Annotated in this window: 13 protein-coding genes; 5 read left to right on the top strand and 8 right to left on the bottom strand. The window is 73.1% G+C overall.

The genetic code is table 11. The annotated features are described in order from the left end of the window. Window positions 1–104: 104 nt before the first annotated feature. A complete protein-coding gene (locus tag OG753_RS15540; RefSeq protein WP_405788810.1) occupies window positions 105–1265 on the bottom strand; it encodes an alkaline phosphatase PhoX in 1161 nt (386 codons plus the stop codon). A gap of 353 nt (window positions 1266–1618) precedes the next feature. On the opposite strand from OG753_RS15540, the gene OG753_RS15535 reads away from it, so the two are divergent. Further along, on the top strand, window positions 1619–2026 hold the full coding sequence (locus OG753_RS15535; protein ID WP_327262384.1) for a VOC family protein: 408 nt from the start codon (window positions 1619–1621) through the stop codon (window positions 2024–2026). 18 nt (window positions 2027–2044) lie between these two features. Here OG753_RS15535 and nirD read toward each other — a convergent pair whose 3' ends face one another. Genes nirD through OG753_RS15520 form a run of 3 tightly spaced genes read right to left on the bottom strand, consistent with a single transcriptional unit; the run spans window position 2045 to window position 6184 of the window. Beyond that, window positions 2045–2377 (bottom strand): nitrite reductase small subunit NirD, encoded by a 333-nt coding sequence (gene nirD / locus OG753_RS15530; protein WP_327262383.1) that lies wholly within the window; start codon window positions 2375–2377, stop codon window positions 2045–2047. After that, window positions 2374–4899 carry a nitrite reductase large subunit NirB gene (gene nirB / locus OG753_RS15525; RefSeq protein WP_405788809.1) on the bottom strand — a complete coding sequence of 842 codons (2526 nt, stop codon included), beginning with the start codon at window positions 4897–4899 and terminating at the stop codon, window positions 2374–2376. The genes nirD and nirB overlap by 4 nt, the downstream gene beginning before the upstream one ends. Before the next feature lies 1 nt (window position 4900). Next, window positions 4901–6184: an FAD-dependent oxidoreductase gene (locus OG753_RS15520; RefSeq protein WP_327262381.1), complete on the bottom strand. Its 1284-nt coding sequence runs from the start codon at window positions 6182–6184 to the stop codon at window positions 4901–4903. 157 nt (window positions 6185–6341) lie between these two features. Here OG753_RS15520 and OG753_RS15515 point away from each other — a divergent pair, with 157 nt between their 5' ends. The 3 genes from OG753_RS15515 to OG753_RS15505 are packed head-to-tail and all read left to right on the top strand — an operon-like array spanning window position 6342 to window position 8778. Further along, on the top strand, window positions 6342–7637 hold the full coding sequence (locus OG753_RS15515; protein ID WP_405788808.1) for a ferric reductase-like transmembrane domain-containing protein: 1296 nt from the start codon (window positions 6342–6344) through the stop codon (window positions 7635–7637). A gap of 49 nt (window positions 7638–7686) precedes the next feature. Beyond that, window positions 7687–7965, top strand: a complete 279-nt coding sequence (locus tag OG753_RS15510; RefSeq protein WP_327262379.1) for a hypothetical protein — start codon at window positions 7687–7689, stop codon at window positions 7963–7965. Between the two features lie 36 nt (window positions 7966–8001). Then, on the top strand, window positions 8002–8778 hold the full coding sequence (locus OG753_RS15505) for a TSUP family transporter (protein ID WP_327262378.1): 777 nt from the start codon (window positions 8002–8004) through the stop codon (window positions 8776–8778). Between the two features lie 64 nt (window positions 8779–8842). Here OG753_RS15505 and OG753_RS15500 read toward each other — a convergent pair whose 3' ends face one another. After that, window positions 8843–9571 carry a class F sortase gene (locus OG753_RS15500; RefSeq protein ID WP_327262377.1) on the bottom strand — a complete coding sequence of 243 codons (729 nt, stop codon included), beginning with the start codon at window positions 9569–9571 and terminating at the stop codon, window positions 8843–8845. Between the two features lie 130 nt (window positions 9572–9701). Continuing rightward, entirely contained in the window at window positions 9702–10244 is a 543-nt protein-coding gene (locus OG753_RS15495; protein ID WP_327262376.1) for a hypothetical protein, read from the bottom strand. 290 nt (window positions 10245–10534) lie between these two features. Between OG753_RS15495 and OG753_RS15490 the strand changes: the two genes are divergently transcribed. After that, window positions 10535–10981, top strand: a complete 447-nt coding sequence (locus tag OG753_RS15490; RefSeq protein ID WP_405788806.1) for a gamma-glutamylcyclotransferase family protein — start codon at window positions 10535–10537, stop codon at window positions 10979–10981. Between the two features lie 56 nt (window positions 10982–11037). Here the strand turns inward: OG753_RS15490 and dnaG are convergent, their stop codons facing one another. Further along, window positions 11038–12966 (bottom strand): DNA primase, encoded by a 1929-nt coding sequence (gene dnaG, locus OG753_RS15485; RefSeq protein WP_401686219.1) that lies wholly within the window; start codon window positions 12964–12966, stop codon window positions 11038–11040. 34 nt (window positions 12967–13000) lie between these two features. Next, the gene (locus tag OG753_RS15480) at window positions 13001–14275 is read right to left on the bottom strand and encodes an FAD-dependent oxidoreductase (protein ID WP_327262373.1); all 1275 of its coding nucleotides are present in this window, start codon (window positions 14273–14275) and stop codon (window positions 13001–13003) included. Between the last annotated feature and the right edge of the window lie 33 nt (window positions 14276–14308).

Raw genomic sequence — 14308 nt, 5'->3', positions numbered from 1 at the left:
CGCGCCTCAAGCGCCGGCGGGGCTGGAAGGGCGGGGCGCTGCCTCCGGGCCCCGCGCCTCAAGCGCCGGCGGGGCTGGAAGGGCGGGGCCGGGAGGGTGGGGCTCTAAACGCGGAACGGGCCCGTCACCTCGTAGGTGATGCCGGCGGACGAGCTGCCGGTCGTGCCGCGCTGGCTGGAGAAGTAGAGCCGGTTCCCGGCGGGCGAGAAGGCCGGGCCGGTGATCTCCGAGGAGGACTGGCCGGTGATCCGCAGGAAGGGTGCCACCACGTCGTCCGGGGTGATCACGCAGATCTCCATGTTGCCGCCGTCCTCCGCGACGTACAGGTCGCCGTACGACGATCCGGTGACGTTGTCGACGCCGGTCAGCGGGGCCGCCCCGCCGGGCACGAGCGAATCGTCGTAGGCCAGCTCGTAGGTGTTGTTCGTGAGGTTGAGCTGCCAGACCCGGTTGTCGCCCTTGGTGGTGAACCAGACGGTGTCGTTGGCGTAGTGGCAGCCCTCGCCACCGTTGAACTTCTTCGAGCCGGAGACCTGGCTGCGGGTCGCGGTCGGCGAGCCGTCCGGGTCCGGGACGTTCTGCCAGGTGAAGGAACCGGAGGTGGCGGTGCCGGCCTTCAGCACCTGGAGGGTGCCGGAGGAGAGGTTGCCCCAGGTCGTCGGCACGAAGCGGTAGAAGCAGCCGCTGGTCTCGTCCTCGGTCAGGTAGACGACCTGGCGCACCGGGTCGGCCGCGGCCGCCTCGTGCTTGAAGCGGCCCATCGCCGGGCGCTGCACGGCCGCGTTCACCCCGTACGGGTCGGTCTCGTAGACGAAGCCGCGGTCGACCTCCTCGCAGGACAGCCAGGTGTTCCACGGGGTCTTGCCGCCCGCGCAGTTCTGCCGGGTGTTGGAGAGGATCCGGTGGGCGCCGGTGACGGTGCCGGAGGAATTGAACCGCACCGCGCTCGCGCCGCCGGAGGGGTTGATCTCCGAATTGGAGACGTAGATCCAGCCCGAGCCGTCGACGAAACACGCACCGCCGTCGGGCGCGCTGTGCCAGGTGTACGAGGTACCGCTCACGATCTGGCCCGAACGGGCGATCACCCGGCTGGTGAAGCCGCTGGGGAGCATGATGCCGTTGGCGTCGGCCGCGCCGAGCGCCCCGTAGGGCCCGGCACCCGGCTGGGCGGGGGCGGCGTAGGCGGCCCCGTGCATCAACGTGCCGCCGAAGGCGGCGGCCGACGAACCGATCACTGCGCCGCGCAGGAAGGTACGACGTTCCACGGTCACTCCTGTGGGAGGAAGGCCCCGCGGCCGGTCGGACGCGGGGTCGCACGCGTCGAGGAACCTAGGAGGCGCCAGTAGCCGGAGCGCCAACTCCTCATTACGCACGAGCGACCGCTCGACGTTCAATACCCCGGCAGCGGCGTGGCCGGCACACCGCGGGACGTTCCACCCTGGACGGCTGCGCCCGGTGGAAGCTTCCTGACCTGTGGTTTCGTGGGTCAGGGAAGAGAGTGCGAAAAAACTTCGCGGGGAGCGATGAGTTTCCGGGGGCCCCCGGGTCTACCCCTCGAAAGCACCGAGCAGCACACCGCACACCGCACGCAGCCGCATCCGAGAGAAGAGAGACCTCGATGTCCGCCACCATGATCTTCGTCAACCTGCCGGTCAAGGACCTGGAGGCCAGCAAGACCTTCTGGAGCAAGCTGGGCTACTCCTTCAACGCCCAGTTCACCGACGAGAACTGCGCCTCGATGGTCATCAGCGACACCATCGTCGCCATGCTCCTCGCCGAGGACCGCTACAAGGACTTCACCCACAAGGAGATCGCGGACGCGACGAAGACGTCCGAGGTGCTGCTCTGTCTGAGCGCCGAGAGCCGCACCGCCGTCGACGAGCTGGTGGACGGGGCCCTGGCGGCCGGCGCCACCGAGCCCCGCCCCGCCCAGGACCACGGCGTCATGTACGGCCGTGCCTTCGACGACCTCGACGGCCACACCTGGGAGATCATGTGGATGGACCCGTCCATGATCCAGAGCTGACGACACCGCCGCGGGCACTCACGAGGTCACGGCGGTCCGCACCGGGTAGGTCCGGACCGCCATCTCCTCGTCGTCCAGGCAGCGCCCCGATTCCAGGTCGAAGCGCTGCTTCAGCAGCGGCGACGCCACGAAGGGCCGGCCCCCGGCCGTCCCCACCAGCCCGCGCGAGAGCACATGAGCCCCGGTGAAGGGGTCCTGGTTGCCGATGGCGTACGGGCGCCCCGCACGGTCGACGAACACCGCGGCCTGGCTCCCGTCGGGCAGCAGCGCCGCCACCCCTCGCCCGGGGGTGAGCGAGGACAGCTCGCACACCGTCAGCCAGCCCTGCGCAACCTTCAGTTCCACGGTCATCGGACGGCTCCTCCTATGGTCAGAACGGCCAGGTCGGGCTTGACCTGGTCGCGCTCGGGGACGAACTTCACGGTCGGGTCGGGGGCGCCGGGCGCGTTCACGAAGGACACGAACCGGCGCAGCCGCTCCGGGTCCTCGAGCGTCTCGGCCCACTCGTCCCGGTAGTGCGCCACATGGTCGGCCATCAGGGCCTCCAGCTCCGCGCACAGTCCGAGCGAGTCGTGCACGACCACGTCCCGCAGGTGCGCGAGGCCCCCCTCCAGCCGGTCCAGCCAGGTGGAGGTCCGCTCCAGCCGGTCCGCGGTGCGGATGTAGAACATCAGGAACCGGTCGATCAGCCGGACCAGTTCAGCGTCCGACAGGTCCTGGGCCAGCAGGTCCGCGTGGCGCGGGGTGGCCCCGCCGTTGCCGCCGACGTACAGGTTCCAGCCACTGGCCGTCGCGATGACGCCGAAGTCCTTGCTCTGCGCCTCCGCGCACTCGCGGGCGCAGCCGGAGACCGCCGACTTGAGCTTGTGCGGGGCGCGCAGTCCCCGGTAGCGCAGCTCCAGGTCGATGGCCATCCGGACGCTGTCCTGGACGCCGTAGCGGCACCAGGTCTGCCCCACGCAGGACTTCACCGTGCGCAGGGCCTTCCCGTACGCGTGCCCGGACTCGAACCCGGCGTCGACGAGCCGCGCCCAGATCCGCGGGAGCTGGTCCACGCTCGCGCCGAAGAGGTCGATCCGCTGGCCACCGGTGATCTTCGTGTAGAGGCCGAAGTCACGGGCCACCTCACCGATCACGATCAGCTTGTCGGGGGTGATCTCACCGCCGGGGATGCGCGGGACGACCGAGTAGGAGCCGTTGCGCTGCAGGTTCGCGAGGAAGTGGTCGTTGGTGTCCTGCAGGGCGGCCTGCTCCCCGTCCAGGACGTAGCCGCTCGCGCCCAGGGTCGGGGCGAGCGAGGCGATGATCGAGCCGACCGTGGGCTTGCAGACCTCGCAGCCGTCGCCGCCGCGGGCCTCGGGGCGGCCGTGGCCGTCGAGGATCTCCTGGTACGAGGTCAGCCGGCGGGTGCGGACGATCTCGTAGAGCTCGGCCCGGGTGAAGGGGAAGCAGCCGCACAGTCCCTTGTCGGCGGCGGCCGGGAGCAGCTGCCCGATCACCTTGATGCAGCTGCCGCAGCCGGTGCCCGCCTTGGTGCACTTCTTGACCTCGGGGAGGGTGGCGCAGGCGGCGATGGCCTTCTTGGTGACGTTGTGGCAGGAGCAGATCACCGCGTCGTCGGGGAGCGAGGACGGTCCGAGCGCGACGGGCGCGCCGACCCCGGCGGGCAGCACCAGCTGCTCGGGGGCCACGGGCGGGACGCTTCCGGTGAGCGGGCGCAGCAGGCCGTACGAGTCCGCGTCGCCGACCAGGACCCCGCCGAGGAGGACTCCGTCGGGGGAGACGACGAGCTTCTTGTACACGCCGGAGCGGGAGTCGGACCAGACGACGTCGAGGGCGTCCGGGGTGGCGCCGTGGGCGTCGCCGAAGGAGGCCACGTCCACACCGAGCAGCTTGAGCTTGGTGGACAGGTCGGCTCCGGTGAACTCCTTTTCGCGGCCCAGCAGATCGTCGGCGGCGGTCTCGGCCATCTCGTAGCCGGGGGCGACGAGCCCGTAGACACGGCCGTCGACGGCGAGGGCGCACTCGCCGATGGCGTAGACGTGCGGGTCGGAGGTGAGGCAGCGGGCGTCGACCGCGATGCCGCCGCGCTCGCCGACATTCAGTCCGGCCTCGCGGGCCAGCTGGTCGCGGGGGCGGACGCCGGCGGAGAATACGACGAGGTCGGTGTCGACGGTGGAGCCGTCGGAGAGCCGCATTCCGCTGACGTGGCCGTCCTCGCCGACCACCACTTCCTGGGTGCCGACGCCGGTGTGGACGGTCAGGCCCATGGACTCGATGGTGCGCAGCAGGGCCGCGCCGCCGCCCTCGTCGACCTGTACGGGCATCAGGCGCGGGGCGAATTCGACGATCCGGGTGGCCAGTCCCAGCCCCTGGAGGGCGCCGGCGGCCTCCAGCCCGAGCAGACCGCCGCCGACGACCGCGCCGGAGCTCCGGGTCTTCGCGTACTCCTCGATGGCGAGAAGGTCCTCGATGGTGCGGTAGACGAAGCAGCCGGGAGCGTCCTTGCCGGGCACCGGCGGCACGAAGGGATAGCTGCCGGTGGCCAGCACCAGGACGTCGTACGGGAACACCTGCCCGGAGCGGGAGGTGACGGTACGGGCGGCCCGGTCGATGCTCTCGGCGGGGTCGTCGAGGTGGAGGGCGATGCCGTGCTGCTCCATGAACCCGGCGGGCGTCATGGAGAGGTCCTCGGCGGTGCTGCCGGAGAAGTACGAGGTCAGGTGCACGCGGTCGTAGGCGGGCCGGGGCTCCTCGCAGAGCACGGTGATCCGGTGCGTGGCGGTGACCCCGCGCTCGGCGAGTGCTTCGAGGTAGCGCTGGCCGACCATGCCGTGCCCGATGAGCACGATCGTGGGCAGGGGCTCGGTCATGTCAGTGGCCTCCGTCGTCGGTGAGCAGGTGGAACAGGTCGTGCGGTGATTCCTCGCCCTCCCAGGTGCGGGCGAGGGCCCCCACCGTGGAGAGCTCGCCGAGCAGCACGCCGCCGACGAGGCGGTCGCCCCGCAGGACGACCTTCCGGTAGGTCCGGCGGGTGGCGTCGGCGAGGCGGACCACGTCGTCGCCGGGGAGCGGGGTGGTCTCGCCGAAGGCGGCGAGATCGAGGGACCGGTCCCCGTCGGCGGTGAGGGTGAGGCGGGTGAGGGCGCGGGTGCCCATGTACTGCGCGGGCCCGCCGGTGAGGTACGCGGCCAGGGTGTCGGCCTGCTCCAGGGCGGCGCCCGCGAGGCCGTACACCTGGCCGGCGTGTTCGGCGCAGTCGCCGATGGCGTGGATGTCCGGGTCGCTGGTGCGGAGGTGGTCGTCGACCACGATGCCCTTGCGGGTCTCCAGTCCGGCGGCCTGGGCGAGGCCCGTGCGGGGGCGTACGCCGCAGGCGAGGACGACGAGGTCGGCTTCGAGGCGGTAGCCGTCGGCGAGCTCGGCCCCGGTGACCCGCCGTTGCGCGGGCGCGGCGCCGCGGCCGGGGGCGCCGCCCCCGGATCCCCGCGCATCGAACGCCGGCGAGGCTGAAGGCTCGATGAGCAGGCCGCGGACCCGGCATTCCGTGTGGATCTCCACGCCGAGTGAGGTCAGGTGGGTGTGCAGCAACGCGGAGGCCTCGGTGTCCAGCTGGCGTTCCATCAGGCGCTCGCCCTGCTGTGCCAGGACCACCTGTGCGCCCCGCGCGGCGAGCGCGCGGGCCGCCGAGACGCCCAGCAGGCCCCCGCCGATCACCACCACGCGGACCCCGGGGCGCACGGCCTCCGAGAGCGCCAGGCAGTCGTCCATCGTGCGGAAGGCGTGCACACCGTCAGGGAGCGTGTGCCCCTCGGGTTCGAACAGCCCGCGCAGCGGCGGGAGCACCGCGTTCGAGCCGGTGGCCAGCACCAGGGTGTCGTACGCGGCCACCGTGCCGTCGTCGCAGTGCACGGCCCGCTCCGTGCGGTCCACGCGCACCGCCCGGACCCCCCGCCGCAGCGCGGGGCCCGGCGCCGGCAGGGCGGTCACCTCGGGGGCGTACCGGCCCGCGAGGACCTCGGCGAGCAGGACCCGGTTGTACGGCACGTGCGTCTCCTCGCCGAGGACGGTCACCGCCGCGGCCGGGCCGAGCCGCTGCGCGAGCCGTAGGCCCGCGAGGCCGCCGCCGATCACCACCACACGCTTTTCCGAGGTCATGCCATGAGCGTGCGCGGCCGCTGTTTCCCCACGACATCGCCTCTGTTACCCGGACGGAACGCCGACCTCAGCGCCGGGGTTAAGGGTCGGTGAGGCCTTCCTCAAGGCCGCCTTAAGGATCATCGGAGCCGCCACCGGCGCCCTTAGCGTGCTCCGTATGCGAGATGCGGTGGTGCGGGTGAGGGGCGGGATGCTGGGCGGTGCGGGGGTGGTGATCCTGCTCTGGGCGGCGCAGGTGCGGCCCTCGGCCCGGCCCGACGCACTGTTCGCCACCGCGGCGCACCTGTCCGGTCTGCTCGCCGGTTACGGGGTGCTGGTGCTGCTGTTCCTGATGGCCCGGGTGCCGGCCGTCGAGCACGGGGTCGGCGCCGACCGGCTCGCCCGCTGGCACGCCTTCGGCGGCCGGTACGTACTGCTCCTCGTCTTCGGGCACGGGCTCTTCGCCCTGCTCGGTTACGCCGTGCACGAGGGAATCGACGTGGTCTCCGCCGCCTCGGAGCTGCTCGGTTACCCCGCGCTCGCCGCCGCCGCGGCCGGGACCGTCCTCCTGGCCGCGGTCGGTGTGACTTCCGCCCGGGCGGTACGCCGCCGGGTGCCGCACGAAACCTGGCGCGGGGTGCACCTGCTCGTCTACCTCGCCGCGGCCCTCGCCTTCGGGCACCAGCTCGCCGGACCCGATCTGGCCGCGGCCGCCTGGTTCTGGGCGCTCGCCCACACCGTGGTCGCCGTCCTGCTGGTCTGGTACCGCGTGGTGGTTCCCGTACGGCAGGCCCTGCGGCACGCGCTGCGGGTCGCGGACGTCCGGGTCGAGGGGCCCGGGGTGGTCTCGGTCGTCGTCTACGGGCAGCATCTGGCGGAACTGCGCGCGGAGCCGGGGCAGTTCCTGCGCTGGCGGTTCCTGCAGCGCCGGCTGTGGCACACGGCCCTGCCGTTCTCGCTGTCCGCGCCGGTCCGCGGGAACGCCCTGCGGATCACCGTCAAGGGGCTCGGCGGCCACTCCCGCCGGATCCGCCGGCTGCGCCCCGGGACGCGGGTGCTGGCGACCGGGCCGTTCGGCGCGCTCACCGCCGCCCGGCGGACGCGGCCCAAGGTGCTGCTGATCGCGGGCGGGGTCGGGATCACCCCGATGCGGGCCCTGTTCGAGACGCTGCCCGGGGGTCCCGGGGACATCACCCTGCTCTACCGGGCCGGGGGCGAGGAGCACCTGGTGCTGCGGGCCGAGCTGGAGGCGATCGCCGCCGAGCGGCAGGCCGGTCTGCACTACCTGCTCGGGCCCTCCGGCGCCGCCTACGATCCGCTGGCCCCGCAGGCGCTGGCCGCGCTGGTGCCGGACCTGACCGAGCACGACGTGTACCTGTGCGGGCCGCCGGGGATGGCCGGGGCGACGCGGGCCGCGCTGCTGAGGGCCGGGGTGCCGGCCGGTCGTATCCATTCCGAGTGCTTCAGCTTCTGAACCGCGTTCCCCCGCGTTCCCCCGCGTTACCCCGAGGAGTCACCGCCCCATGCGTCACCCGTTGCACGTCGCCCTCTCCGTACCCGTCGGGGCCGAGGCTCCGGCGGTCGCCCGGCACCGCAAGCCGCGCGGCCCCTCGCCGGTGCGGACCGTGCTCGCCGCGCTGGCCTCCGTACCGCCGGCACGACGGCTGGCGGCGGGGCTGGGGGCGGTCAGCGTGCTGGCCGCGAGCGTGCTCACGGTGGCCGTGGACCCGGCGGCTCCGGTGGCCCCGGACCGGGTGCCGGCCCGGCAAAGCTCAACGTTTGCACAACTTTCCGGAGATTGATGGTCACTGCACCCAACCGCTCCATAGGGTCGGTCCGTGCCTGACATATCAACGACCATGATCATCGTCCTGTGCGTGGCCGCAGCGGCCGCCGGCTGGATCGATGCGGTGGTGGGCGGCGGCGGCCTGCTGCTCCTGCCCGCGCTCCTGCTCGGCCTGCCGAACGCCCACCCCGCCACCGTCCTCGGGACCAACAAGGCCGTGGCCATCGTCGGCACCGCCGGTGCGGCCGTGACGTTCGTCCGCAAGGCACCGGTGAACGTGAAGCTGGCCGTCCGCATCGGCCTGGCCGCGCTCGCCGGCTCGATGGGCGGCGCCGCACTCGCGGGCGGCATCAGCAAGGACGCGCTCCGCCCGCTGATCATGGTGGTACTCGTGTTCGTCGCGGGTGTCGTGATCTTCAAGCCGGGCTTCGGCACGGCCCCCTCGACCACGCCCCTCAGCCGGCAGCGGGTGCTGCTGACCATCGCGCTCGCGGGCCTGGGCATCGGCTTCTACGACGGCCTCATCGGGCCCGGCACCGGCACCTTCCTGGTGCTCGCCCTCACGGCGCTGCTCCACCTCGACCTGGTCACCGCCTCCGCCACCGCCAAGATCGTGAACTGCTGCACCAACGGCGGTGCGCTCGCGATGTTCGCCTACCAGGGCATGGTGCTGTGGCAGCTGGCCGCGCTGATGGCCGTGTTCAACCTGGCCGGCGGCATGATCGGGGCCGGGATGGCGCTCAAGAAGGGCAGCGGCTTCGTCCGCGGGGTGCTGCTGACGGTGGTGGGCGCGCTGGTGATCAAGCTGGGCCTGGAGCAGTGGGGCTGACCCCTCCGGGTACCGCGGTGAGCAGTCCTTCGAGCGCCCCTTGGTGCAGCCCTTCGAGCGGCCGCTAGTACGTCCCGGTGAGGTGCGCGAAGACGACCACGTTCCCCCGGTAGCCCGTGCGCGGTGAGAAGCCGCCGCCGCAGGTGATCACCCGCAGCTCGGCGCGCGCCGAAGGCCCGTACACGCGGGTGTCGGGGAAGGCCTTGGCGTCGTAGACCTCGACCGCGTGGACCGTGAACACCGCAGTACGGCCGTCCGCGCGCGGGATCTCGATGGAGGCCCCGCGGCGCAGCGCGCCCAGGTGGTAGAAGACCCCCGGCCCGGCGGCGTCGTCCACGTGTCCGGCGATGACGGCGGTGCCGGTGGCGCCCGGGGTGGTGCCCTCGCGGTACCAGCCGGCCAGGTCGCGCCGGTCGGGCGGGGGCACTTCGAGGCTGCCGCGCGCGTCGAGTCCGAGCCCGGTCAGCGGCGCGTCGACCCGGATGGAGGGGATCCGGATCCGGCCCGGCGGTGAACCGGGGAGCGGGGCGATACCGGGGCCGACCACGCCGGCGGCGGTCAGGGACTCGGCGGGGGAGGGCAGCGGCGGCCCGACGGGCTCGCGGGAGCCGCTGGTCACGAGCCAGATGCCGACGCAGGCGGCGAGTGCGACGAGTCCTCCGTGGCGGGCGGTGAGGGTGCGGGAGGCCCGCTCGGCCGCCTGCCGGGGGTGTGCTCCGGATCCGGGGCGGCCGCCGTTCGCGGGCCGGGGCTGCCGGTCGCGGCCCCGCGCGCCACCGAAATCGCCACCCATGCGTACCCCCTCGGTTCTCCGTTTCGGGGTGACTGGCCGTCGCCCGGCCCCGCGAACGGGGGGACCTCGCGGGGCGGGCGACGGGGGACGGTACCGGTCGGACCGCGGCCGGAGCCGCGGTGGGCGTCCGTCAGCTCCGCGTGCCGCTCGCCCGGCGACGCAGGAGCCAGGTACCGCCGACGGCGGCAGCGGCCAGAACGGCCGCCCCCGCCGCGATCTTGGCGGGGTCGGTGGTGGTGGTCGTGCCACCGCCCACCCCGGTGTTGACGTGGCCCTGCGGGCCGCGCTCGGTGACGACCAGGTTGCCGGTGGCGAACTTGCCGTTCGCGCAGGTCGCGCCGATGCCGTAGGTCCCGGCACGGGTGCCGTGGGCGACCTGGAACTGCCCCACGACCACCTCCTTGTGGGTGCCCGGGACCAGCTTGAACCGGCCGCCGCCGACCGTCGTGGCATCGCCGTCCGCGTGGCTGCCACTGCCGCAGGCGGTGGTGTTCACGGTGACGGTGGCGCCGGGGGAGGCGGACTTGGGCCACACCTCCAGCGGGGAGAAGTCCCCGGGGGCGAAGCCCACCATGCCGAGCTCCGCGGCGGCGACCGCGCCGGCGACCGGCCCGGTGAACGCGGCGGCGGTCAGCGCGGTCGCGGTCAGCACGTGTGCGGTACGTCGGCGCATGGGGCTCTCCTGGAGACACGGGGTCGTGATTCCGAGGAAACCCGGCCCGCCCGCCGCGCGCCTGCTGATGTCCCGTCAGGTATGTCTCCGCCCGGCCTGGACGCAGGTCGTTTCCGCAGGTCGACGGGGTTTTCCGGCCATCCGGGCAGCCCGTGCCGTCCGGGTGACCCGGCCGGCGGCGGGGCGGGCGTCCCAGCCCCGCGGAGCGGTGCGTACGGTGGTGGGGCGCGGGGAGGCCGGGACGGTCGGCCCGCCCGCGCACCGCCGCGCCACATCCGAGGGAGGGCCCCGTGACATCGGTCGAACGGCTACCGGAGCTGAGCGATCCGCTCCCGTTCTTCGTCTACGGGACCCTGCGCCCGGGGGAGGTCAACCACGACCTGTTCCTGCGCGGCCGCACGGCCGCGGAGGAGCCCGCCGTCCTCCCGGACGCGGCGCTCTACGACGGCCCCGGATACCCGTACGCGGTCCACCGCCCGGGCACGGCGGTCGTCGGCGAGCTGATCACGGCGGCGCCGGGGGCGTACGGGAAGCTGCTGGCCGCGCTGGACCAGCTGGAGGAGTACGGGGGTCCGGGCCGCCCGGGGAACATCTACGACCGGATCGCCCGCTCGGCCCTGCGCCCCGACGGCACCACCGTCCGCGCCTGGGTCTACCTGGCGTCCCCGCTGATCGCCCGGGACCTGCGGGAATCGGGCACCGAGATACCGGGCGGCGACTGGTTCCGGCGCCGGTAGCGGAGCCGCTCACGGAGCCCGATCGCGGAGCGCGGTGGCAGCGCCGGAAGCGGCGGCTACAGCCCCTCGGCGCCGCGGTTGCGCAGCCGCTGGCCGTACTGCTGGAGCACCCACAGCTCCTCCTGCACGGCGGCCAGTTGTTCCGGCGGCGCCTGCGGGCCCAGCCGCGACAGCGTGCCCTGGATCTCGTGGACCCGCCGGTCGACGGCGCGCAGCCGCACCTGGACCAGCTGGACACCGGCGTAGATCTCGTCCACCGTCTTCGCGTGGATGGCCTCGACGGCGAGCTCCGTGACGAGGGCGCGGACGGTGTCGTTCGGGGCGGCCTCGCGGACGCGGGCCAGGTAGTCGTCCGTGCCGAGGGAGGCGCCGCCCGCGTCCAGGATCGCCTGGCGCACGGCCGCGTAGGGCGGGGCGGTGAACTCGTCCATCCCGTAGGCGTCGAAGGCGGGGGAGACCAGGGCCGGCCGCTGCAGGGCGAGCTTCAGCAGCTCGCGCTCGGTGCGGTGGGCCGGGCTGCGCAGGTTGAGCGCGGGACCGCCGGCCGGCTGGGCGGCGGGCGCGGGGGTGGCCTCGTAGGAGGACTGGCGGCCACGCTGCCGGTCCCCGCCGGGCCGGCCGCCCTGCGGGCCGTCGCCCTGACCGCGCTCGCGGGCCCAGCGGGCCAGCTGTGCGACCCGCTTGACCACGAACTGCTCGTCGCGGATGCCCAGCATGCCGGCCAGCTGGACCGCCGACTCGTGCTGGATCGCGATGTTCTTGATGTTGGCGACGACGGGCGCGGCCTCGTCCAGCGCGGCCGCCCGGCCCGCCGGGTTCTCCAGGTTGTGCCGGGCCACGATGTGCCGCAGGGCGAACTCGAACAGCGGTGTGCGGGCCTCGACCAGGCCGGACACGGCCGCGTCGCCCTGCGCGAGGCGCAGGTCGCAGGGGTCCATCCCGCCGGGGGCGATGGTGATCGAGGTCTCCGCGGCGAACTTCTGGTCGTCCTCGAAGGCCCGCAGGGCGGCCTTCTGGCCGGCCGCGTCGCCGTCGAAGGTGAAGATCACCTCGGCGGTGGCGTTGTCCATCAGCAGCCGGCGCAGGATCTTGATGTGGTCCCCGCCGAAGGCCGTGCCGCAGGTCGCGATCGCGGTGGTGACCCCGGCCATGTGGCAGGCCATCACGTCCGTGTAGCCCTCGACGACGACGGCCCGGGAGGTCTTCGCGATCTCCTTCTTCGCCAGGTCGATGCCGTACAGGACCTGGGACTTCTTGTAGATCGCCGTCTCGGGGGTGTTCAGGTACTTCGGCCCGTTGTCGTCGTCGCGCAGCTTGCGCGCGCCGAAGCCGACCACCTCGCCGCTGATGTCGCGGATCGGCCACATCAGGCGGCCGCGGAAGCGGTCGATGGGCTTGCCGCTGCGGCTGTCCTGGGCGAGCCCGGAGGTGATCAGTTCCTTGTCGGTGAAGCCCTTGCCGCGCAGGAAGCGGGTCAGGTGGTCCCATCCGGCCGGGCTGTAGCCCACGCTGAAGTGGGCGGCCGCGGCCTGGTCGAAGCCGCGCTCCGCCAGGAACTTGCGGCCGATCTCCGCCTCGGGGCCGTCCAGCTGGTCGACGTAGAACTGGGCGGCGGCCTTGTGCGCCTCGACCAGCCGGATCCGCTCACCGCGGCCGCTGGTGCCGGCGGTGTAGCCGCCCTCCTCGTACCGCAGGGTGATGCCGGCCAGGCCGGCCAGGCGCTCGACCGCCTCCGAGAAGGAGAGGTGATCGATCTTCATGACGAAGTCGAGGGTGTCCCCGCCCGCCTGGCAGCCGAAGCAGTGGTAGAGCCCCTTGCTGGGGCTGACCTGGAAGGAAGGGGACTTCTCGTCGTGGAAGGGGCACAGGCCCTTGAGGTTGCCGCCGCCCGCGTTGCGCAGCTGGAGGTAGTCGGAGACCACGGCGTCGATCGGGACCGCGTCCCGTACCGCCTTCACGTCGTCGTCGTTGATCCGTCCTGCCACCCGTGAAGTCTACGGCCGGGCGACGGCAAAGCTGTCAGGCCCCCTCGGCCCGCACCAGGGACTCCAGCGGAATGGACGGGTCCGCCAGTGCCTCGCGGTTGACGGGCGCCTTTGACCTGATCAGAGCCTGGATGTGAGCGGTGACGTCCCACACGTTCACGTTCATCCCGGCCAGCACCCGCCCGTCGGACAGCCAGAAGGCGACGAACTCCCGCTTGGCCACGTCCCCGCGGATCAGCACCTGGTCGTAGCCGCCGGGCGGCGCGTACCCCGAGTACTCCAGGCCCACGTCGTACTGGTCCGAGAAGAAGTACGGCACCCGGTCGTAGCCGACCTCCTGGCCCAGCATGGCCCGCGCCGCGGCCGGGCCGCCGTTGAGCGCGTTGGCCCAGTGCTCGACCCGCAGCCGGGTTCCGAGCACCGGGTGGTGGGCGGCGGCCACGTCCCCGACCGCGTAAACGTCCGGATCGGAGGTGCGCAGGGAGGAGTCCACCGCGATCCCGCCGCCGTGCTCCCGGTCCACCAGGGCGAGCCCGGCCGTCTCGGCGAGCGCGGTCCGCGGCGCGGCACCGATCGCGGCGAGCACCGCGTGCGCCGGGTGTTCCTCCCCGTCGTCCGTACGGGCGGCCAGCACCATGCCGTCGTGGCCCACGATCTCGGTCAGCCGCGCCCCGAAGTGGAACCGCACCCCGTGATCGGCGTGCAGGTCCGCGAAGAGCCGGCCGATCTCCGGGCCGAGGACCGCGTGCAGCGGGGTGGCCTCCGGCTCGACGACGGTGACCTCGGCGCCGTAGCCGCGGGCCGCGGCGGCCACTTCCAGGCCGATCCAGCCGGCGCCGGCGATCAGCAGGTGGCCGTTGTCCCGGCCGAGTCCGGCCAGGACGCCCTTGAGCCGCTCGGCGTGCGCGAGGCGCCGCAGGTGGTGCACCCCCACCAGGCCGGTGCCGGGTACGTCCAGCCGGCGGGGCTCGGCGCCGGTGGCCAGCAGCAGCTTGTCGTAGTGCAGGACCGTGCCGTCGCCGAGGACGACCTTCTTGGCGGCCCGGTCGAGGTGGACCGCGGGCTGGCCGAGGTGCAGCTCGACGTCGGCGGCCGCGTACCAGGACGGCTCGTGGACGAAGACGCTCTCCCGGTCGTCCTTGCCCGACAGGTAGCCCTTGGACAGCGGGGGGCGTTCATAGGGATGGTCGCGCTCGTCGCCGATCAGGATCACCCGCCCCGTGAACCCCTCGGACCTCAGCGTTTCGGCCGCCTTTGCTCCGGCGAGCCCTGCGCCGACGATGACGAATGTCCGGTGTGCGTCGACCACCTGATGCCTCCTCATAACCTCTCCGCCACATGC

The sequence above is a fragment of the Streptomyces sp. NBC_00029 genome, from assembly GCF_045160505.1.
Taxonomy (GTDB): domain Bacteria; phylum Actinomycetota; class Actinomycetes; order Streptomycetales; family Streptomycetaceae; genus Streptomyces.
This window is presented reverse-complemented; position numbering and strand designations above follow the sequence as displayed.

Bases quoted from the DNA above. Each gene is read 5' to 3' on its own strand.
- OG753_RS15535 (WP_327262384.1), top strand. From the start codon at position 1,619: ATGTCCGCCACCATGATCTTCGTCAACCTGCCGGTCAAGGACCTGGAG.
- nirD (WP_327262383.1), bottom strand. From the start codon at position 2,377: ATGACCGTGGAACTGAAGGTTGCGCAGGGCTGGCTGACGGTGTGCGAG.
- nirB (WP_405788809.1), bottom strand. From the start codon at position 4,899: ATGACCGAGCCCCTGCCCACGATCGTGCTCATCGGGCACGGCATGGTC.
- OG753_RS15520 (WP_327262381.1), bottom strand. From the start codon at position 6,184: ATGACCTCGGAAAAGCGTGTGGTGGTGATCGGCGGCGGCCTCGCGGGC.
- OG753_RS15515 (WP_405788808.1), top strand. From the start codon at position 6,342: ATGCGAGATGCGGTGGTGCGGGTGAGGGGCGGGATGCTGGGCGGTGCG.
- OG753_RS15510 (WP_327262379.1), top strand. From the start codon at position 7,687: ATGCGTCACCCGTTGCACGTCGCCCTCTCCGTACCCGTCGGGGCCGAG.
- OG753_RS15500 (WP_327262377.1), bottom strand. From the start codon at position 9,571: ATGGGTGGCGATTTCGGTGGCGCGCGGGGCCGCGACCGGCAGCCCCGG.
- OG753_RS15495 (WP_327262376.1), bottom strand. From the start codon at position 10,244: ATGCGCCGACGTACCGCACACGTGCTGACCGCGACCGCGCTGACCGCC.